The sequence below is a fragment of the Amycolatopsis sp. cmx-4-54 genome (assembly GCF_046548895.1).
Classification (GTDB): Bacteria; Actinomycetota; Actinomycetes; order Mycobacteriales; family Pseudonocardiaceae; genus Amycolatopsis.
The window spans coordinates 95,014-113,666 of sequence record NZ_JAEBEJ010000012.1 but is presented as its reverse complement, the minus strand read 5'-3'; the positions used below and the strand labels follow the sequence as shown (position 1 = coordinate 113,666).

18 protein-coding genes are annotated in these 18,653 nt (G+C 69.4%); 7 read left to right on the top strand and 11 right to left on the bottom strand.

The annotated features are described in order from the left end of the window. The first annotated feature begins 4 nt into the window (after positions 1-4). Positions 5-1,189: an FAD-dependent oxidoreductase gene (locus tag ACLJQ7_RS33505; protein WP_410652159.1), complete on the top strand. Its 1,185-nt coding sequence runs from the start codon at positions 5-7 to the stop codon at positions 1,187-1,189. Here ACLJQ7_RS33505 and ACLJQ7_RS33500 read toward each other — a convergent pair. Genes ACLJQ7_RS33500 through ACLJQ7_RS33485 form a run of 4 tightly spaced genes read right to left on the bottom strand, consistent with a single transcriptional unit; the run spans position 1,165 to position 3,527 of the window. Continuing rightward, the gene (locus tag ACLJQ7_RS33500; RefSeq protein ID WP_410652158.1) at positions 1,165-1,695 is read right to left on the bottom strand and encodes a hypothetical protein; all 531 of its coding nucleotides are present in this window, start codon (positions 1,693-1,695) and stop codon (positions 1,165-1,167) included. The genes ACLJQ7_RS33505 and ACLJQ7_RS33500 overlap by 25 nt on opposite strands. A gap of 22 nt (positions 1,696-1,717) precedes the next feature. Next, positions 1,718-2,473 (bottom strand): SDR family NAD(P)-dependent oxidoreductase, encoded by a 756-nt coding sequence (locus ACLJQ7_RS33495; RefSeq protein ID WP_410652157.1) that lies wholly within the window; start codon positions 2,471-2,473, stop codon positions 1,718-1,720. Between the two features lie 26 nt (positions 2,474-2,499). Beyond that, complete coding sequence (locus ACLJQ7_RS33490; RefSeq protein ID WP_410652156.1) at positions 2,500-3,258, bottom strand: SDR family NAD(P)-dependent oxidoreductase; 759 nt, start codon at positions 3,256-3,258, stop codon at positions 2,500-2,502. Next, the gene (locus ACLJQ7_RS33485; RefSeq protein ID WP_410652155.1) at positions 3,255-3,527 is read right to left on the bottom strand and encodes an Atu4866 domain-containing protein; all 273 of its coding nucleotides are present in this window, start codon (positions 3,525-3,527) and stop codon (positions 3,255-3,257) included. Before ACLJQ7_RS33485 ends, ACLJQ7_RS33490 begins: the two co-directional genes overlap by 4 nt. Before the next feature lie 101 nt (positions 3,528-3,628). Between ACLJQ7_RS33485 and ACLJQ7_RS33480 the strand changes: the two genes are divergently transcribed. Then, the gene (locus ACLJQ7_RS33480; protein WP_410652154.1) at positions 3,629-4,453 is read left to right on the top strand and encodes a helix-turn-helix transcriptional regulator; all 825 of its coding nucleotides are present in this window, start codon (positions 3,629-3,631) and stop codon (positions 4,451-4,453) included. 28 nt (positions 4,454-4,481) lie between these two features. Here ACLJQ7_RS33480 and ACLJQ7_RS33475 read toward each other — a convergent pair whose 3' ends face one another. Next, positions 4,482-5,612: an NlpC/P60 family protein gene (locus ACLJQ7_RS33475; protein WP_410652153.1), complete on the bottom strand. Its 1,131-nt coding sequence runs from the start codon at positions 5,610-5,612 to the stop codon at positions 4,482-4,484. Next, positions 5,612-6,571, bottom strand: coding sequence for a nucleoside hydrolase (locus ACLJQ7_RS33470; RefSeq protein ID WP_410652152.1), 960 nt, complete (start codon positions 6,569-6,571; stop codon positions 5,612-5,614). The genes ACLJQ7_RS33475 and ACLJQ7_RS33470 overlap by 1 nt, the downstream gene beginning before the upstream one ends. A gap of 53 nt (positions 6,572-6,624) precedes the next feature. Between ACLJQ7_RS33470 and ACLJQ7_RS33465 the strand changes: the two genes are divergently transcribed. Beyond that, positions 6,625-7,383 carry an acyltransferase gene (locus tag ACLJQ7_RS33465; RefSeq protein WP_410652151.1) on the top strand — a complete coding sequence of 253 codons (759 nt, stop codon included), beginning with the start codon at positions 6,625-6,627 and terminating at the stop codon, positions 7,381-7,383. A gap of 245 nt (positions 7,384-7,628) precedes the next feature. On the opposite strand, the gene ACLJQ7_RS33460 is transcribed toward ACLJQ7_RS33465, so the two are convergent. Beyond that, entirely contained in the window at positions 7,629-8,195 is a 567-nt protein-coding gene (locus tag ACLJQ7_RS33460; RefSeq protein ID WP_410652150.1) for an NADAR family protein, read from the bottom strand. A gap of 55 nt (positions 8,196-8,250) precedes the next feature. Further along, positions 8,251-9,507, bottom strand: a complete 1,257-nt coding sequence (gene ilvA, locus ACLJQ7_RS33455) for a threonine ammonia-lyase IlvA (protein WP_410652149.1) — start codon at positions 9,505-9,507, stop codon at positions 8,251-8,253. Between the two features lie 101 nt (positions 9,508-9,608). On the opposite strand from ilvA, the gene ACLJQ7_RS33450 reads away from it, so the two are divergent. Further along, a complete protein-coding gene (locus tag ACLJQ7_RS33450) occupies positions 9,609-10,805 on the top strand; it encodes a serpin family protein (RefSeq protein WP_410652148.1) in 1,197 nt (398 codons plus the stop codon). Here ACLJQ7_RS33450 and ACLJQ7_RS33445 read toward each other — a convergent pair. Then, a complete protein-coding gene (locus ACLJQ7_RS33445) occupies positions 10,802-11,626 on the bottom strand; it encodes an NAD(P)H-binding protein (protein WP_410652147.1) in 825 nt (274 codons plus the stop codon). The genes ACLJQ7_RS33450 and ACLJQ7_RS33445 overlap by 4 nt on opposite strands. A gap of 78 nt (positions 11,627-11,704) precedes the next feature. Then, entirely contained in the window at positions 11,705-13,132 is a 1,428-nt protein-coding gene (locus ACLJQ7_RS33440) for a short-chain fatty acyl-CoA regulator family protein (protein WP_410652146.1), read from the bottom strand. Positions 13,133-13,359: 227 nt separating this feature from the next. Here ACLJQ7_RS33440 and aceA point away from each other — a divergent pair, with 227 nt between their 5' ends. The 3 genes from aceA to ACLJQ7_RS33425 all read left to right on the top strand — a co-directional run bounded on the left by aceA (position 13,360) and on the right by ACLJQ7_RS33425 (position 16,985). Further along, positions 13,360-14,646, top strand: coding sequence for an isocitrate lyase (gene aceA / locus ACLJQ7_RS33435; protein ID WP_016336576.1), 1,287 nt, complete (start codon positions 13,360-13,362; stop codon positions 14,644-14,646). Positions 14,647-14,746: 100 nt separating this feature from the next. Next, positions 14,747-16,390: a malate synthase A gene (aceB, locus tag ACLJQ7_RS33430; RefSeq protein WP_410652145.1), complete on the top strand. Its 1,644-nt coding sequence runs from the start codon at positions 14,747-14,749 to the stop codon at positions 16,388-16,390. 463 nt (positions 16,391-16,853) lie between these two features. Next, positions 16,854-16,985, top strand: coding sequence for a hypothetical protein (locus tag ACLJQ7_RS33425; protein ID WP_255431241.1), 132 nt, complete (start codon positions 16,854-16,856; stop codon positions 16,983-16,985). A gap of 412 nt (positions 16,986-17,397) precedes the next feature. Here the strand turns inward: ACLJQ7_RS33425 and ACLJQ7_RS33420 are convergent, their stop codons facing one another. Further along, the gene (locus ACLJQ7_RS33420) at positions 17,398-18,651 is read right to left on the bottom strand and encodes a glycosyltransferase family 4 protein (RefSeq protein WP_410652144.1); all 1,254 of its coding nucleotides are present in this window, start codon (positions 18,649-18,651) and stop codon (positions 17,398-17,400) included. Positions 18,652-18,653 lie beyond the last annotated feature (2 nt).

The window sequence follows — 18,653 nt, the reverse complement described above, 5'->3', positions numbered from 1 at the left end:
CATCATGAACACACCTGTCACGATCATCGGCGCCGGGCTCGGCGGGCTCACTCTGGCGAGGGTTCTGCACGTCCACGGCATCCCGTCCGAGGTCCACGAAGCGGAAGCGTCCCCGACTTCGCGCCTGCAGGGCGGGATGCTCGACATCCACGACTACAACGGCCAGCTCGCCATCGAGGCGGCCGGGCTGACGGACGAGTTCCACGGCATCGTCCTGGAGGGCCGTCAGGCACTGCGCGTCCTCGACCAGGACGGGACAGTCCTGTTCGAACGGGGCGACGACGGCACGGGCGGGCGCCCCGAGGCACAACGCGGGGATCTGCGGCGGATGCTGCTCGACTCGCTCCCCGAAGGCACCGTCCGGTGGGGGCGCAAGGCCGTCGGCGCCCGGACGCTCGACGACGGCCGTCACGAGGTGACCTTCGACGACGGCAGCACCGTCGTCGCGGGGCTCCTGGTCGGCGCGGACGGTGCCTGGTCACGGATCCGGCCGCTGCTCACCGACGCCGGTCCCGAATACTCCGGCACGTCGATCATCGAGACCTATCTGTACGACTCCGAAACCCGTCATGCCGCCGTGGCGAAGACGGTCGGTGGCGGATCGATGTTCGGGACCGGGGCCACCGAGGGCATCGGCATCAACGCCCACCGCGAAAGCGGCGACACCCTGCACGCCTATGTGGAGCTCGGCAAGCCGTTGGAGTGGTTCGACGGCATCGATTTCTCCGACCCCGATGCCGCGAAGGCGCGGGTCGCGGCGGAGTTCGGCGGCTGGTCGCCGGAGCTCACCGCACTGATCACCGAAAGCGACGTCACGCCGATCCATCGCCCCGCCTTCGCCTTGCCGTCCGGGCTGCGCTGGGAACGCGTCCCCGGAGTGACCCTGCTCGGTGACGCCGCCCATCTCGCGTTGGCGAACGGCGAAGGCGCCAACCTGGCGATGCTCGACGGCGCCGAACTCGCCAAAGCCCTCGCGGCGCGTCCCGACGACGTCGAGACCGCCCTTGCCGAGTACGAGCAGGCCATGTTCGTCCGCTGTGAAACGCCCATCGAAGAGGACTTCCTGCTCGAAAGCCTCTTCGGGGAAGACGTTCCCGAGCGGCTGCTGAACCTGTTCGAGGAGCGGAAGGCTGAGTCAGGCACCCGCTCGGCCCGCGCGGTTTTTCAGGCCCAGCCGATCTTTTCGTAGAACGGCGTGATCCATTTCCTGAACCGCTCCCCGTGGACCTCCTGAGCGGCGGCCACGACGCCGTCCGGATCCTCGGCCGGCGTCAGGCCGCGCTCCCGGAGCCACTCGACGAACCGTTCGTGCGAGCCGCTGTGGTCGTCGTCTTCCTCGCGGTAGAAGTACGCCGAGTCGTGGTCGACCATGATTTCGGCATCGAAACCCAGCAGCCGCAGGAAATCCGTGAAGTCGCGGGCGACGACGTGCTCGCCGCCCTCGTCGCCGAGGACCACGACAGGCGACCGGGCGAGGTCCGTCTCGTCATCTGCTCGCCAGAGCGCGTACGTCGAGCCGCTCCCGCTCGCCTGGGCGAAGGGAATCAGCCGCGAGAGGAACCCGGGGTCGTCCAGCTCCTGGGGGAACTGGCTTTTGCCGTCGTAGTCGTGCAACTCGAAACCGTCGGCGAGGTAGTCGCGAGTCGAGTCGTCGAGGACCTTGAGTTCGTTCAGGAGCGGGATCGGTGAATACACGCGGTCACTCTATGTCGACGCTTCAGTGCGCGGTGAGCCCGCCGTCGACGACGAACTCGGCTCCGGTGACGAACGAGGATTCGTCGCCTGCCAAGAACAGCATCGTAGGAGCGACTTCAGCGGGGCTGCCTGCGCGGCGCATCGGGGTGCGCACGACATCGGGTTGCCGGTCGCCATGCTCGTCGAGCAGCTCTTGGATCATCGGGGTGGCGATGACCCCGGGGTGCACCGAGTTGACCCGGACTCCACGGGTCGCGTATTCGACGGCGGCGGTCTTGGTCAGCAGCCGCACCGCTCCCTTGGAGGCCTGGTACGCGGCGGCGGCTCCGCTGCCGACCAGGCCGAGCACCGAGGAGGTGTTGACGACCGAGGCGTTGCCGGAGGCGCGCAGCAGGGGCATGGCGGTCTTCATCCCGAGCCAGGTGCCGGTCTGGTTGACCGCCACCACCCGGTCCCAGCCGTCCTTTGTGGTCTCCTCGATACCCGGCCAGTCCACGACACCGGCGATGTTGACCAAGACGTCAAGCCGGCCGAAGCGCCGCCGGGTCAGCTCGATCGCCTCGCTCCAGTTCTCCTGCGAGGAGACATCCAACCGGATGGCCAGCGCCTCGGCGCCCTCGGTTCGCAGGCGCGCGGCGAGTTCCTCCGTGGCGTCCTGGGAGATGTCGGTGACGACCAGACCGGCTCCTTCTCGGGCGAACAGTTCCGCGGTGGCTTGTCCGATGCCACCGGTCGCGCCCGTGATCAACGCGACCTTGCCGGTGAGACGTCCAGGCATGATGTGCTCTTTCTCTTCGCGGGGAGTCAGGCGGCGGTGTAGCCGCCGTCGGCGGCGACGACCGCGCCGGTGATGAAGCTGGATTGAGGCGAGGCCAGGAACCCGATCACCTCGGCGATCTCCTCGGGCCGCGCGACGCGGCCCAGGGGGTGGGCGTCACCGAAGGAGCGCAGGTATTCCCGGCTGTCGGACCGGAAGTTGTCGAGCATGTCGGTCTCGATCACCCCGGGAGCGACGACGTTGGCACGGATACCGTGCGGTCCGCCCTCCAGCGCGAGCACCTTGGTCAGCTGCGCCAGCGCTCCCTTGGACGCGCTGTAGGCCGCGGCCTCGGCCAACCCGACGGTGCAGGCGAACGACCCGACGGTGACGATCGCTCCTCCGCCGTGTTCGCGCATCACCCGGAACGCCTCCCGGGCGTGCAGGAACGCGCCGCGGGCGTTGATCGACATCAGCTCGTCCCAGTCGGCCGCGGTGGTCTCGGTGATCGGCTTGTTCACCGAGCGGCCGGCGTTGCTGACCAGGATGTCCACGCCGCCGAACCGGTCGATCGCCGCATCCACCGACCGCGACGCGGTGTCCTCTCGGGACACGTCGCCGATCAGGGTGGACACGCGGTCGAATCGGGTGGCGAGATCGTTCACCTCGGGGCGGAGGTCGGTGGCCAGCACTCGCGCGCCGCGGTCGTGCAGCCAGGCGACCGTGGCCGCGCCGAGCCCGCGGGCGGCACCGGTGACCAGCGCGACCTTGCCCTCCAAGGCGCCGTCGGTGGGTGGCACGCTCATCGCCCTGCCTGCCCTCGGTGATCGGCGGCGGACTCGCGGTACAGGACGAGATGCTCGTGGTAGAGCACGCCGTCGCGGATGTCGCCCGTCGCGGTGAAGCCGGTGTCGTCCACGTAGTCGAGGTGGTTCCCGGTCAGCGTGTAGCGCCCGGTGTAGGCACTGCGCCGTTCGCCGCGCGCTTCGTCGTAGCGCCCGTCGGCCAGCAGCTCCTGCCGGATTTGTCCGTCCGCGGTGACCCACATGCCGGCCACGTCGATATCGCTCGTCATACCGACCAGCGTCGGCGACCGGGGAAAGCGATGGCAGGACGTGCGGTGGCTGGGTGTGCCGCACCCACCCAACCAGGCGGCAGGCGGCCTACCCTGAGGTCATGGCCAGTGGCGAGCTGGGAGCGTTCCTGCGAGCGCGCCGCGCACAACGATCTCCGGAAGACGCGGGCGTGCTCTACTCCGGCAGGCGCAAGGTGCCCGGACTGCGCCGCGAAGAAGTCGCCGTGCTCGCCGGGGTGAACGCCGACTACTACACCCGTCTGGAACAGGGCCGCGAGACTCACCCGTCACGGCAAGTGCTCGACGCCCTCTGCCGAGCGCTGGACCTCGGTCCCGACGCCCGTGAGCACCTCTACCGGTTGGCGGACACCACACCGGGCAACACGCCCACGCCGACGCCCCAGGCCGTGAGCCCCGAATTGCGGCAGCTCATGGACGGCTACCCGCACACGCCAGCCTTCGTGCTCAACCGCGTTCTGGACGTCCTGGCCACCAACACCCTCGCCGACGCGCTGTTCTCACCATTCCGCGTGGCGGACAATCTCGCCCGCATGACCTTTCTCGATCCCGCGGGGCGACGGTTCTACGCACGCTGGGACTGGACCGCACAGGCCACCGTGGCGAACCTGCGGGTGGCCGCGGGCTTCGACCCACCCGGTCTCGGGCGCCTGGTGGCCGAGCTCAGCGAGGGCAGCGCGCGGTTCCGCGCCTTGTGGGAGACCCACCAGGTGCGCGGCAAGACCCGCGAACCCAAACACCTCGTGCACCCCGACGTCGGCGCGCTCACCCTTACCTACCAGGCATTCGACGTGCGCGGCGCTCCCGGCCAGCAGCTGATCATCTACCACGCCGAACCCGCCACACCCAGCGCCCACGCCCTCGCGCTGCTCAGCAGCCTCCACGCCACCAGACACCACGTGCGGTGAACCGCTCATCCGCACGCGGAAACCGTTCCTACTTCGCCGGGCGGCCCGCTCCGGCGTAATCGTCGCCCTGTTTCCGGTAGGTGTGCACCTGCACCGCCTGCCCGGTCTGCGGGGCGTCGATCATCTGCTGGTTCCCGATGTACAGCCCGACATGGTGGATCTTCGTGTTCGGCTCGCCGTAGAAGATCAAGTCACCCAGCTGGGGATCGGTCACCTTGTCCACGCTGTGGTACTGCGTGTGGGCGGTGCGCATGAGCTTGACACCGGCACTCGCGTACGCGGCCGTCGTCAGGCCGGAGCAGTCGAAACCGGGGTCGCCGCCACCGGTGCCGTTGCCACCCCAGACGTAGGGCAGCCCGATCTTGTCGATCGCGAAGTTGACCGCGCTCAAGGCCGCCGCGTTCGGCGGCTGCGGGCTCTGGCCGACCGTGCCGTAGACGTTCACCGTCGCGAGCGTGCGGTGCATCAGCAGCGGCGCGGGCTGCAGCGTGCTCACCGCGTTCCACCACGTCTGGCCCTGGCCGAGGTCGCGGCCGCCCGCGCACAGCGCCCGCCCTGCGGTGAGCGTGGCGTCGTCGATGTTCTGCGGGTTCGGTTTCCCGCCGCCGGCCGAGGCCTGGAACTGGTTCCACACCGACGGCGTCAGCTGCAGCGGGCCGCTGGCGTTCGCGGACGAGACGACCTTGTTGTAGAAGTCGCGGACCTCGACCGCGCCGAGCGGCTTGGTCAGCACGCCGTCGGCGTTCAGGCCGGAACCGGCGGCGCGGCCGTGATCGGAGGCGATCTTCCCGATCGCGGCGAGCGTCACCCAGGAAAGACGGCATCCCGGAGTTTCCTTGCTCAGCGCGACGGTGGTCTTCGCGTAGCCGGTCATCGCGCGCAGCGGGATGTCGAGCCAGCCGCTGGTCTTCGACACCCAGGCGTCGAACTCCTGCCCCATCTGCTGCGGGACCTTCGGCTGTTCCTTCGGCATTTCCGCCGGGGCGGACGACGACGGCGGCGGCGGCGCGGGCGGGGCCGAGGACTGGACGGCGGCGGCCTCCGTCTTCGGCGCGTCCTTCGGTGCGAAGGTGATGGCCGCGACCAGGGCGGCACCCGCGACGACGACGGCGGCGATGATCACCGGAAGTCTGCGGCGGCGCGAGGTCTCCTGTTCCATCACCGGCCCCCGGTGATCCGGCCGAGGACGAACTCGCGGAAGGCGCCGACGTCGGTGGTCAGCGCGACGTCGATGGTGCGGCCAGGCACGGCCTGCGGATCGGTGCTTCGCAGCCTTCGCCGGTCCACCAGTGTCGCGCCGCGCGCGGGGCCGAAGCCGCACTCGACGTCCACGGGGTACGGCTCGAGGTCGAGGATGCCCGGGCGGATCGCTTCGGCCACCGCGACCGCGTCGTGCATGACCATCCCCGGCATGCCGAGGATCGGGGTGTAGTGCTTCACGTACGTCGGGGTCAGCGCTTCGAGCGCCGCGCCGAGCGGGCCGGACGCGGCGAGTTTGCCGAGCCAGTCCGTGTCGACCGAACACTGGTGCGTGATGTCCAGCGGGACCAGCACCGTCGGGATGTCCTCGTCGACCAGCACCCGGCGCGCGGCCTCGGGGTCGCTCCAGATGTTGAACTCGGCCGCCGTGGTGGAGTTCCCCTTGGTCACCCCGCCGCCCATGACGACGATCCGGCCGATCTTCTCGCGGATGTCCGGATGGGCCGCCAGCAGCAGCGCGATATTCGTCAGCGGGCCGATCGGGGCGATGGTCACCGGCTCGTCGGCGGCCTCCAGCAGATCCACCAGCAGCCGGACGGCGGTGCGTTCGTCGAGCGGGCGCTTCGCCTCCGGCAGCGTCCCGGCGTGGCCGGAAAGACCGTCCTGACCGTGGACGTACCCGGCGGTTTTGGCGTTGTCGTACACCAGCGGCCGCGCGGCGCCGGCCGCGACGGGGACGTCGTCGCGGCCGAAAAGCTGCAGCAGGCCGCGGGCGTTGGCGGTGGTGTGGCTCAGCGGGACGTTGCCGAACACCGTGGTCACGCCGAGGAGGTCGACGTCCTCCGATTGCGCGGCCAGCGCCAGCGCGAAGGCGTCGTCAACCCCCGGGTCGGTGTCGATGATCAGCTTGGTGCCCATGCGCTTGCTCCCCTTTGCGGTCGGCGGCCTGAACACAGGTTACGGTCACCGGTATGACGTCCATGTGGGGTGCGCCCGCGCTGTCGCGGGTCCGCGCTTGGGGCCAGGCCCGTCGTGATCCGCGTCAGGCGAAGTTCCTGACCAAGGACTCGCTGCGCTGGGTGCTGCGAAACCGCGCGTACACGCCTTGGTACCTCGTCCGCTACTGGCGGCTGCTGAAGTTCCGGATCGCGAACCCGCACATCATCCTGCGGGGCATGGTGTTCCTCGGCAAGGACGTGGAGATCCACTGCCGCCCCGGTTACGGGCGGCTGGAGATCGGCCGCTGGGTGCACATCGGCGACGGCAACGCGATCCGCTGCCACGAGGGTTCGCTGCGCATCGGTGACAAGGCGGTGTTCGGGCGGCAGAACGTCCTCAACGGCTACCTCGACATCGAACTCGGCGCGGCCACGCTTGTCGCGGACTGGGTGTACATCTGCGACTTCGACCACGTCACCACCGACATCACCGTCCCGATCAAGGATCAGGGCATCGTGAAGTCGCCGGTGCGGATCGGGCCGGACACCTGGATCGGCACGAAGGTCTCCGTGCTCAAGGGCACCCGGGTCGGCCGCGGCTGCGTCCTCGGCGCGCACGCCGTGGTGCGGGGCGAGATCCCGGACTACTCGATCGCCGTCGGTTCGCCGGCGCGCGTGGTGCGGAACCGGCAGGACGACTACGCCGCCGACGCCGCCCGCCGCGAAGCCGTCGCCGACATGGCGCGCAAGGCGAACAAGGCACTGCAGAAAACCCTGGGCGTCGACTCGTAACTCACGTGATGTCCGTCCGATCACGCGTGTCGTCCGTCCGATCACGCGTGTCGTCCGCCTGATCACGGCCACGGGCCCGGCAACGGGATCACCGCGGGGAAGCTGCCCGGCGGACCGGTCCACGCGGTGGCACCCAACGGTCGACAGGCGTGACCGGATGGACGACACGCGTGACTGGATGGACGACACGCGTGACTGGATGGACGACACGCGTGATCAGGTGGACGGCACGCCACCGAACGGAGCTAGCCGCGCAGCTGCTCCCGAACCTCCATGAGCGCGAAGCCGAGGAGGTTCTGGCCGCGCCAGTAGTCGGGGCGCGTGGCGTTCTTGTCCTCACGGGCGAGGCCGCTGCCCCAGACCAGGTCCATCCTCGACGCCTCGACGATCACCCTGTCGCCCGTGGCCAGCAGGAACTCGCGCTCTTCGGCGTGCTGGCGGAACTTCTCGAGGTTGCCGTCGATGACGATGTCGAAGCGGTGCCGTTCCCAGACCTCGGCGTCGAAACCGGTGACCTCGCGGCCGAGGATCTTGGCGGTCTTGGGGTCCGGCGCCTGACGGATGTTGACCGCGGCCTCGTGGTCGCCGAACAGTTCCGCCTTGCTCGCCATCATGTAGTGCTCGGCCGTCGGGTACCGCTCGCCGCCCGCGACGAACGGCGCGTGCCACCACTGGCTCAGGCAGGCCGCGTTGATCCGGCCGCTCTTGAGCGGGGTGTGGCCGTAGAAGAGCTGGTACTCGGGCTCCGCGCCGCTGTGGACCAGCTCGCGCAACGCATCGAGACTCCGGACTCCGTCGACCTTGCTCACCATGGCGACCAGTGGACCACAGGCCACCGACAACTCCGGCAGGGGCCCACCGCGGAGGTCAGACCAGGAAATGGAACAGCGGGCTCCCCGGTTCCACCCGTTCCACCTGCAGCGGGCTCGTCTCCAGCCGGTGCAGCAGGCCTTCCAGGTCACCGGGCCGCGCGAGTTCGACGCCGATCAGCGCGGGGCCGGTCTCGCGGCTGTTGCGTTTCACGTACTCGAACCGCGTGATGTCGTCGTCCGGCCCGAGGACCTCGTCGAGGAACCGCCGCAGCGCGCCCGGCTCCTGCGGGAAACCCACCAGGAAGTAGTGCTTCAGTCCTTCGTGGATCAGCGACCGTTCGAGCACTTCGCCGTAACGGCTGACGTCGTTGTTGCCGCCGGAGACGACGCACACCACGATCTGCCCTGGGTCGATCTTCACCGTCGTGCCCAGCGCGGCGGTCGCGAGCGCGCCCGCGGGTTCGGCGATCACGCCGTCGGACTGGTACATCGCGAGCATTTCCGTGCAGATCGCGCCCTCGGCGACGTCGGTGAGCTCGACTCCGCCGTCTCGGACCAGCGGATACGTCACCGCTCCGGCTTGCGCGACCGCCGCGCCGTCCACGAAGGTGTCGACGCTTTCGAGCCGCACCGGCTCACCGGCCGCGAGCGCGGCCGCCATGCAGGTCGCGCCCGCCGGTTCGACGCCGACGATCCGCATCTCCGGCGCCCGTTCCGCGGCCCACGCGGCGATCCCCGCGAGCAGTCCGCCCCCGCCGACCGGCACCACCATGACGTCCGGGATGAATCCGAGCTGCGCGACGACCTCCATCGCGACCGTGCCCTGACCGGCCACCGTTTCCGGCGCGTCGAAGGCGGGGACCAGCGTCGCTCCGGTGCTCTCCGCGTCCTGCTTCGCGGCGCTGAAAGCGTCTTCGTAGGTCTCCCCGACGACGATGACTTCGATCTGCGAGCCGCCCAGCGTCGCGATCCGCTCGCGCTTCTGCCGGGGAGTCGTGCCGGGAACGTAGACGCGGCCGTTCGCGCCGAGCCGTCGGCACGCGTACGCGACGCCCTGCGCGTGATTGCCCGCGCTCGCGCAGACGACGCCGCGCTCCCGGTGCTCCGCGTCGAGCTGGACGATGTAGTTGTACGCGCCGCGGATCTTGTACGAGCGCACGGTCTGCAGGTCTTCGCGTTTGAGCCAGACCCGGGCGTCGACCCGCGCCGAGAGCCGCTCGTTCGGTTCGAGCGGAGTGCGGGTCACCACCCCGGCCAATCGCTTGGCGGCCTCTTCGACCGTTCGGGCGCTCACCGTTTCGATCCCTTGCACGAATGCTGAATGTACTGACCGGTTCCGGCCACGACGGAGAGACGTCCGCTTTCCGGCCGGTCCGGTGCAACCGAATCGGACACGGAGACCGTCTCCCGGTCATGACGGTGCTCACTCGGTCCTTCGCGCTCGGTCTGGTCGTACTGCTCACGGCGTGCGGTGCGGAACCCGTCCGTGAAGAACCACCCACGCCGCTGCCCGTCACCCAGCAGGTGGACTCCGGCACGGCCGCGGCGGTCACCGCGGCCGACGCCTTCGGACTCGACCTGCTCACCGCGCCGGCGCTGGCGGGCGGGGCGAACCTGGTGCTGTCCCCGGTGAGCGTCTCCACCGCGCTGCAGATGGTCGGTGAGGGGGCGAAGGGCGACACCGCCGCGCAGATCAGGAAGGTGCTGCGTCTTCCCGGAGACGGGCCTCCGGTCCCGCCGGTCACCGGCCACGAGGACCTGAAGGTGTCGAACACCGCCTGGATCCAGCGGGGACTCGGGATCAAGCCCGGCTACCGGGCCGCGTTGCGTGATCGGTTCGGTGCGGCGACGAGTGACGAGGACTTCGTGGCCGACCCTGGCGGCGCCCGCGACCGGATCAACCGGACGGTGGCGGACCAGACCGAGGGGCGGATCGAAGACCTGTTCCCGGAAAAGTCGATCACCGGCGACACCAGGCTCGTCCTCGCCAACGCCCTGTACCTGAAAGTGCCTTGGGCGCGGGAATTCCCCCGCGACCTCACCGCGGACGCGCCGTTCACCCGGGCCGACGGGTCGACGGTGAGCGTCCCGATGATGCGCACTGCCCCGGAGATCCAGCTGGGTTACGCCGAAGGACCGGGGTATCAGGCGGTCACGCTGCCCTACCGAGGTGGACGGCTGGCCTTCACCGTGATCGTGCCCGCCGCGATCGACGCCCTTCGCGGCAAGGGGATCGCCGCGCTGCTCGGCGAGATCCGGCCGGCCACCGTGGAACTGGCCATGCCCAGGTTCACCGTCAGGTCCGCGCTGGACTTGTCGGCGCCGCTCAAGGAGGCGGGCATGCCCGCGGCGTTCGGGCCCGGCGCCGACTTCAGCGGCATCACCGACGAAGCCCGGCTGCGGATCGCTTCGGTGCAGCACAAGACCTTCGTCCAGGTCGACGAGGAGGGCACCGAGGCCGCGGCGGTCACGGGGGTCGACGCCCGCGCCGTGTCCGCCGAGCTGCCGCGCACCGTGACCGCCGACCGCCCGTTCCTCTTCGTCATCACCGACACGGCCACCGGGGCGCCGCTGTTCCTCGGCCGGGTCGGCGACCCGGCCGCCGGCTAGCGGAACGCGGCCAGATGCGTCCGTGCCCAGGTCGCGAACGGCCGAGGCTCCCGTCCGGTGAGGTCCTGGACGGCACCCGTGACCGCGGAGTCGTCGAACTCGCCCTCGGCGAAGAAGCGGAAGAAGGCGTCGACGTACTTCTCCGGCATCTCCGCGCTCATCGTCACGCGGGCCTCGGCGTCCGAAAGCGGTTCCAGCCGTAGCTCCCGTCCGAGCAGTTCACTCAGGACGCGGAGCCGGTCGGCGGGCCGGAGCGAACCCGGTCCGGTGATGGCGTACGCGAGTCCCTCGTGTCCCGGCGTGGTCAGCGACTCCGCGGCGACGGCGGCGATGTCGTACGGGTCGATCGTCGCCACCGGGACGTTCGCGAACGGCTCGCGGACGACATCCCCGGCGCGAAGCTGCGGAACCCACCGCAGCGAATTCGACATGAACCCGCTCGGCCGCAGGAACGTCCACGCCAGCTTCGACGCGCGCACCGCCGCCTCGGCCGCCATGTGCATACCCGCGACGGCGTTGTCCGCGTGCCCGCCGACGACCGAACGGGACGACAGCAGCGTGACGTGCTGGACGCCCGCGTCCCGCATCACCGCGAGCGCGCCGGGCATGTCCTCGTAGCCGCCGAGCAGGAAGACCGCCCGGACACCGGCCAACGCGGGTTTCAGGCTCGTCGGCTCATTCAGATCTCCTGTCACTCCTTCGACGCCGTCCGGCAACGGGCGCGGCGTACGGACCAGCGCTCTGGCGGGGTGCCCGCCACGCGCCAGGATCGCGGTCAGTTCCGAGCCGACGTTGCCGCCTGCCCCGGTCACCAAGATCATGTAGTTCTCCCCAGTGCGGTGGCCGCCGTCACAGGCCGCGGCCGTCGCCGGTCACCCTGCCAGGGAGATCAGGGCGGCTCAAGGCGCCTTGGGCACCGCCGGGTACGGGACGAAGGTGCTGGTGTTCTCGTCGACGGTCAGCTGTTTGCCGATCGTCGGGAACGCGCGCTGCGAACAGGCCGGGCGTTCGCAGACTTTGCAACCCATGCCGATCGGGGTGGCCGCGGCGCGGTCGTCGAGGTCGAGCCCGGTCGAGTAGATCAGCCGTTTCGCGTGCCGCAGTTCACAGCCGAGACCGACGGTGAACGTCTTGCCAGGGCTGCCGTAGCCGCCGATGTTGCGGGACACCGTCCGCGCGACCCAGAAGTAGCTCTTGCCGTCGGGCAGGGTCGCGATCTGGGTGAGGATCTTGCCGGGCTGGGCGAACGCCTCGTAGATGTTCCACAGTGGACACGCGCCGCCGACGCGGGTGAAGTGGAAACCCGCGGCGGACTGGCGTTTCGACATGTTTCCCGCCCGGTCGACCCGCACGAACGAGAACGGCACACCGCGGTTCTTCGGGCGCTGCAACGTCGAGAGCCGGTGGCAGACCGTCTCGAAGCCGACGCCGAAGTGGTCGCAGAGCCGCTCGATGTCGTAGCGGAAGCGTTCCGCGCTCGCCAGGAACGGTCCATAGGGGAGGATCAGCGCGCCCGCGAAGTAGTTCGCGAGCCCCACGCGGGCCAGTGAACGCGCGGCGGGCCCGGAGAACGCCCACGAGTCGGCGAGTTCGGTGATCAGGTCGTCGTATTCGAGCAGCGCGATCTGTGAAGCCATCCGGAACGCCTGCTGCCCGACGCGCAGGCTCGGCGCCAGCCGCAGCACTCGCGGCCCCGGTTCGTACCGGTGCTGTTCGCCGTTGGCCTCGTCGATGCCCTCGCTCGTGACGTCGACGCCGTAGCGCTGGATCAGCGTCTCCTTCAGCGCCGCGAGCACCTGGCCGCGCTGCAGGGGGATGTCGTGCGCCATCCGTTCGGCGCGTTCGTCCAGCTCGGCGACGTAGTTCTCCCGCTCGTAGAAGAAGTCGCGGACCTCTTCGTGCGGCAACGAGCCTGCCGCGCTGCCGTGCATGCCCAGCCCGTTTTCCGTGGTCAGCGCGGCCGTGTTCTCCACGGCGTTGCGGTAGCTGCGGTGCAGTTTGACCAGGGCCTGGGCGATCGTCGGCAGGTTCGTGGCGAGGTCGTTGAGCTCGCTGTTCGTGACGTCCACACCGAGGACCTCGTCGAGCAGCGCCTCCTTCACATCGGCCACCAGCCGGGCGGTGTCGTTGTTCGCGAAGAACTCGGTGTCCACACCGAACGCCTGAGTGATGCGAAGGAGCACCGGGACGGTCAGCGGACGCGAGTTGCGCTCGATCTGATTGAGGTAACTGGGTGAGATCTCCAGCACACGAGCTAGGTCGGCCTGGCTCATCGTCCGGCTTTCGCGCAGATGCCGCAGCTTCGCTCCGGCGAAGGTTTTGTCCACTGAGGCCTCTCTGTCCGCAAGGTTTCCGGGCCTGAACGATTCAGTGAACGGTCAAGCACGTGGATTTGCCTCTGCTTGCGAATCTGCGATTCGCAACCTTTGCAAGATGCTACGGAAGCTTCGCAGAAATTGGCAAATTGGAGGCCTGGATCGGATTTCCCCTGTCATGTCAGGGTCGGATCAGGAAAGGCGATCACTCGCAAACTTCGCAACACCGGGAGAATCCGATGACTCAGCACGCGCAGCAGCTGGAGCAGGCGGCCGCCGAACTGGCCAAGCAGTGGGAGACCGACCCCCGCTGGGCGGGCGTGAAGCGTTCGTACTCCGCGGCTGACGTGGTCAAGCTGCGCGGCAGCGTGGTCGAGGAGCACACGCTCGCTCGCCGCGGCGCCGAGAAGCTGTGGGACCTCCTGCACACCGAGGACTACGTCCACTCGCTGGGCGCCCTGACCGGTAACCAGGCCGTGCAGCAGGTGCGCGCCGGCCTCAAGGCCATCTACCTGTCGGGCTGGCAGGTCGCCGCCGACGCCAACCTCTCCGGCCAGACCTACCCGGACCAGAGCCTCTACCCGGCCAACTCGGTGCCGGCCGTCGTCCGCCGCATCAACAACGCGCTGGGCCGCGCCGACCAGATCAACTGGGCCGAGGGTAATACCGACATCGACTGGTACGCCCCGATCGTCGCCGACGCCGAGGCCGGTTTCGGTGGCCCGCTCAACGCGTTCGAGCTGATGAAGGGCATGATCGCCGCCGGTGCCGCGGGTGTGCACTGGGAGGACCAGCTCGCTTCCGAGAAGAAGTGTGGTCACCTCGGCGGCAAGGTGCTGATCCCGACCAAGCAGCACGAGCGCACGCTGAACGCCGCCCGCCTCGCCGCGGACGTGCTGAACGTGCCGTCGCTGATCGTCGCCCGCACCGACGCGCAGGCCGCCACGCTGATCACCAGCGACGTCGACGAGCGTGACCGCAAGTACGTCACCGGCGAGCGCACCGCCGAGGGCTTCTACAACGTCACCAACGGCATCGACCCCTGCATCGACCGCGGTCTGGCCTACGCCGAGTACGCCGACCTGCTGTGGATGGAGACCTCCAAGCCGGACCTCGAGGTCGCCCGCCAGTTCGCCGAGGCGATCAAGGCGAAGTACCCGGACCAGATGCTGGCCTACAACTGCTCGCCGTCGTTCAACTGGAAGAAGCACCTGGACGACGCGACGATCGCGAAGTTCCAGCGCGAACTCGGCCACATGGGCTACAAGTTCCAGTTCATCACGCTGGCCGGCTTCCACGCCCTGAACTACTCGATGTTCGACCTGGCGCACGGTTACGCCCGCGAGGGCATGACCGCCTACGTCGACCTGCAGGAGCGCGAGTTCGCTTCGGAGGACCGCGGTTACACCGCCACGAAGCACCAGCGCGAGGTCGGCACCGGCTGGTTCGACAACGTCGCGACCGCGCTGAACCCGGAGAGCTCGACCACCGCGCTCGCCGGTTCCACCGAAGCCGAGCAGTTCTGATCCCTCGCAAGTAGGTGCCAGGTGGCGGTCTCTCGACTCCCAGGGAGACCGCCACCGCCCTTCCCTTCTATCTCTCGCGAAGCCCCAGCGGAGGCACACCATGGTTGAGAAGCTGAACTACCGGATCGACGTCTGCGGACCTGCCGGTGACCGGTTCGACGAGATCCTCACCCCGGCCGCACTGGACTTCGTGGCCAAACTGGACAACGCGTTCGCCGGCCGCCGTCGCGAGCTGCTCGACGCCCGCCGTCTGCGCCGCGAGAAGTTGCAGTCCGGCGAGAAGCCGCTGGGCTTCCTGCCCGAGACACGCGCCGTCCGCGACGACAGCGGCTGGTCGGTCGCCCCGGCCGCGCCCGGTCTCGAAGACCGCCGCGTCGAGATCACCGGCCCGACCGACCGCAAGATGACGGTCAACGCGCTGAACTCCGGCGCGAAGGTCTGGCTCGCCGACTTCGAGGACGCGACCTCGCCGACCTGGCACAACGTCATCGACGGCCAGATCAACCTGTTCGACGCGATCCGCCGCAACATCGACTTCACCACCGAGGCCGTGTCTGATGCCGCCTCCGCGGGAAAGAGCACGTCGGCGGGCAAGCGCTACACGATCGGCGACGAGCCCGCGACGATCGTCGCCCGCCCCCGCGGCTGGCACCTGGTCGAGAAGCACATCCGCATCGACGGCCGCCCGGTCTCGGCGAGCCTGGTCGACTTCGGTCTCTACTTCTTCCACAACGCGCGCCAGCTGCTGGCCCGCGGCAGCGGCCCGTACTTCTACCTGCCGAAGCTCGAGAACCACCTCGAAGCGCGGCTGTGGAACGACGTCTTCCTGCTGGCGCAACGGGAACTCGGCATCCCGCGCGGCTCCGTCCGGGCCACCGTGCTGATCGAGACGATCACCGCCGCGTTCGAGATGGAGGAGATCCTCTACGAACTGCGCGAGCACGTCTCCGGGCTGAACGCCGGGCGCTGGGACTACATCTTCAGCGTCATCAAGAACTTCTCCTCGCGCGGCGCGGACTTCGTGCTGCCGGACCGCGCGCAGGTGACGATGACCGTCCCGTTCATGCGGGCCTACACCGAACTGCTGGTGCGCACCTGCCACAAGCGCGGGGCGCACGCCATCGGCGGGATGGCCGCGTTCATCCCGAGCAAGGACCCGGAGATCAACGCGACCGCGCTCGAGAAGGTCCGTCAGGACAAGGAACGCGAGGCGAACGACGGTTTCGACGGCTCCTGGGTCGCGCACCCCGGCCTCGTCCCGGTCTGCCGCGAGGTGTTCGACGACGTGCTCGGCGGCTGGCCCAACCAGCTCGGCAAGCTGCGTGAGGACGTCGTCGTCACCGCCGAGGACCTGCTCGACGTCGCCAGCGCGGGCGGCGAGGTCACCGAGGCGGGTGTCCGCGCCAACATCAACGTCGCGCTGCGCTACATCGACGCGTGGCTGCGCGGCACGGGCGCGGCGGCGATCCACAACCTGATGGAGGACGCCGCCACCGCCGAGATCGCCCGCTGCCAGGTGTGGCAGTGGATCCGCAACGGCACGAAGCTCGAAGACGGCACCGCGCTCACCCGCGAGCTGACCGTGTCCTATTTGGACGAAGAGCTGGCGTCGGTGCGCGCCGAACTGGGCGAGGGCAACCGGCTCGGCGACGCCTACGAGATCTTCACCGAGACCGCGCTGGGCGAGAAGCTGCCGAGCTTCCTCACCACCGGCGCGTACGCGCGGTACCTGACCGCGCGGTGACGCAGGCTCCGGCCGCCTCTACCTGACGCGGGGCGGCCGGGTTCCACACCGGTTTGGGACGGTGTGGCCCAACGGGTCCGGTGGCGGCGGCTCCCCGCCACCGGACCCGCTTCACGCGCGCGCCCCTCCGGTAGCGCCTGTCGGGCGTGCGCCCGTCGCGGAGGCCCCGCCCACCCTCACACCGCGGTGGGCGGGGCCTCCGCGGCTTTCTTCGCCGAACACACGTGATCGGAGGCGTAACTCGCGTGATTGGAGGCGTAACACGATGATCCGGCGGGAAACACGCGTGTTACGGCTCTGATCACGGGTGTTACGGCTCTGATCACACTCACGGGACCGGACGAATCGGTCACTGACCGCGAATAGGTAGGGGTACCTAGTGAAGCCCCTGTTGTTTCGGCGGCGGGTCGCGCGGATGCTCGGCGCCGGGTGGGAATTCCGCCCGTTTCCCCGAGGAGTAACCATGAAGAAGCAGTTGAGGACCCTCTTGGCCGCGACCTTCGCCGTCCTCGCCGTCGCCCTCGCCGCCCCGGCGGTGTCCGCTTCGGCCGGGGTCTCGGTGCAGCCGGACTGCGTGCGGCCCTGTCACTTCTGAACTTCGTCACCTAAAGCAGCCCCGGGGGTCGCGCCCCTCGCGACCCGCGACGCTCGTGGAGGGGATCCGGGTCCCCCGACGTCCCGGATTCCCTCCGCCCTGACCCCACCGCCACGAACGGTCACCTGAATGCGGCGGCTCGGCCCCAAGTGCATGAAGGCGGCCTTCGCGTACAGCCGAGCACGACGCTAATTGTCCATAAAGGACACCGGGACCGCTCTGCGTGTCCGATTTGAGCGCTTTACGCGGGGGTCGTGAGTGGTAATGGTCGTTCTAACGCTCTTCATCGTTCACGACCAATGCGCAAAACACCCAAATCGGGCGTCGAATACAGCAGGTCTTGCGACGACCGGCCGCTCGAGACTTTCGGAACACGCGCCTGCCGCATTTAGTCCTCTGAATGCGGGCGGGATCAGGGCTCGAAGGCGTTCCCGGTCGCGATCTTCGGCCGCCCCAGTTCCGCCGGCTCCCCGACGCGAGCCCGCCGGTAGACCGCGACGGTCGCTTCGGCGATCCGGCCCCAGTCGAAGTCCGCCGCCAGCCGTGACTGCGCGGTCAGCGCGCGGCGGGCGGCGGCGACCTCGTCGTCCAGGACCGCCTCGACGGCGTCCCCGAGGGCGTCGACGTCGCCGGGACTGAACGCCAGGCCGGTCTCGCCGTCGACGACGACCTCGCCGAGCCCGCCCGCGGTCGAAGCCACCAGCGGCGCCTTCGCGGCGGCCGCCTCCAGCGCGACGATCCCGAACGGCTCGTAGCGGCTGGGCAGCACGACGGCGTCGGCCGCGGCCAGGACGGCGCGCAGTTCGCGGTCGGACAGATGCCCGACGAAGTCCACCGCGCGGCGGACGCGCAGCTTGCGGGACTGGTCGACCAGTTCCTCCAGGTGCCGTCCCTTGCCGGCGACGACCAGCCGCGTCCCCGGTTTGGCGCGCCGGATCCGGGGGAGCGCGGCGAGCAGGTCCTGCACGCCCTTCTCCCATTCCAGCCGTCCGAAGTAGAGCAGCAGGGGCGCGCCGGAGGGGCTGTAGACCTCGCGTGCGTGCGCGACCTCCTCCGCGGGCACCTGCCAGGTACGTTCCTCGATCCCGTTGTGGATGACGGTGACCGCGTCGCCATCGACCTCGAACAGATGCGCCACCTCGCGGCGCATGGCCTGCGAACAGGTGATCAGCGCGTCCGAGCGGTTCGCGAGCCACCATTCGACGGAGTGAACCTGCTGGTTCAGCGGATGCGAAAGCCAGCCGGAGTGCCGCCCGGCCTCGGTGGCGTGAATTGTGCCGACCAAGGGCACCCGCGCGGCCTCCGCGATCGCGATCGCGGGATGGGTGACCAGCCAGTCGTGCGCGTGCACCACGTCCGGCTGCCAGCTGCGCAGCAGGTCGGTGGCCGCGCGGACCATCGCGTGCCCCATGGCCAGCGTCCACGCGACGAGGTCCCGCTCGAAGGTCACGTGCATCGGGTCTTCGGCGACCCGGATGATCCGGACGCCCTCGACCACGCGATCGGTCCTCGGGTGGGTCTCGGCATCGGTGCCCGCCGTGTGACGGCACAGGACGACCACGTCGTGCCCCTGCCGGGCGAGATACCGGGCCAGGGCGTGGACGTGCCGTGCGAGTCCGCCGACGACCACGGGTGGGTACTCCCACGACAACATCAGCACGCGCATGG